Origin of the sequence: Methanoregula sp., from assembly GCF_002835825.1 — an archaeon.
GTDB lineage: Archaea > Halobacteriota > Methanomicrobia > Methanomicrobiales > Methanospirillaceae > Methanoregula.
In genome coordinates this window covers 1-1179 of the sequence record NZ_PIZH01000646.1, presented here as the reverse complement: position 1 = coordinate 1179, position 1179 = coordinate 1, and the positions used below count along the sequence as shown (strand labels likewise).

At 59.1% G+C, this 1179-nt stretch carries 2 protein-coding genes; both read left to right on the top strand.

Features of this window, described 5'->3' with window-relative positions; translation table 11 throughout:
- The coding region (locus CW742_RS14095) for a ferredoxin domain-containing protein (protein ID WP_292421461.1) at nt 1-218 on the top strand (218 nt) is incomplete at its 5' end.
- Nucleotides 219-298: 80 nt separating this feature from the next.
- Nucleotides 299-1179 (top strand): GHMP kinase (locus CW742_RS14090; RefSeq protein WP_292421459.1); only part of this gene is annotated, 881 nt, incomplete at its 3' end.

Sequence of the window (1179 nt, the reverse complement as noted above, 5' to 3'; positions counted from 1 at the left end):
CGCCGAGCGTCGCGCTCCGCCGGAACGATCTCGGGAGCGGCGTCGGCTGGGCAGTGAATATCGCACAACGGCACACCGCGGACAACCGCATCATGTACTCTGGCGGGGCAGCCGCGCTTGACCTTGGTCTTTTCACCAAATCCTGTACCGTTGCCTATGCCATTCCCCTGTCGGCAACCGGCAAGAACCCGTTCTTTGACCGTCCTGCCTCACCCTGATAGCTGGAAACGTGGCCCTGCATCCCGTTCTGGTGCAGGGAATATTTTTCTCATCGCGCCCCAAACGGGAACTGTTACGTATGGCAGTCATGAAGATACGCGGGGGCGACCTCGACCTTGTCGAATATGAGTTCCAGACCTTCCCGCCGGGAAAGAACCTCAAGACGCTGGGGCTTGAGAAGAAGAAGTTCAAGCTCAAACCCGCAAAAGGCACCGTCCTTGCCCGGGCACCGGCCCGGATACACCTGACCGTGCTCGACATGAACCGGTTTGCTCCCAACGATGCCGGTGGCGGCGGGATAGGGTTTGCCATCCGGTGTTACTGCTCTGCGGAGGTCGCCTGCACGAAAAAAGAGGTGACCGTCGATTACAACCGCGCGGCAATCATCGAGAACTTTGTGGCGGTCTTCAAAAAAGCAACGGGTTATACCGGTGGCTTTACGATCAAGGTCGTCGATCATGAACACAAGCATGTCGGCCTTGGCTCCACGAGCACGGTGATGATTGCCGTTGCTACTGCCATGAATGAAGCGGTGGGCTCCCCGCTCTCCAACACCCAGCTGCGCTACCTCATCGGGCACAACTATGTCGAGGAGACCGCGGATGGCAGTATCGCGTTCGGGTTCGAGACCGGGGTCGGCCCTGCGGCCAGCACATACGGCGGGATGGTGGTGATGGGCGATGAACTCTCGCTTGTGTACCACCACCCGTTTGCCGAGGGAAAGACCGTATATATCGTCATCCCGCCGACCGGGATCTCCTCGGCCGGCACGCAGGAGTTCGATCTTCTGATGAACAAGGCCAGGACGCTCGATTACCGGGACCGCGAGCTCAAGGCGTACCTGTTCTTAATGGACCTGATCCCGGCACTCGAGCGCGATGATCTCAAAAAGGCCGGGGAAGTCATCTGGGAGATCGAGTTCCGTGGTTCGAAGCGTGCCGAGGTCGAGCACCACAGTTT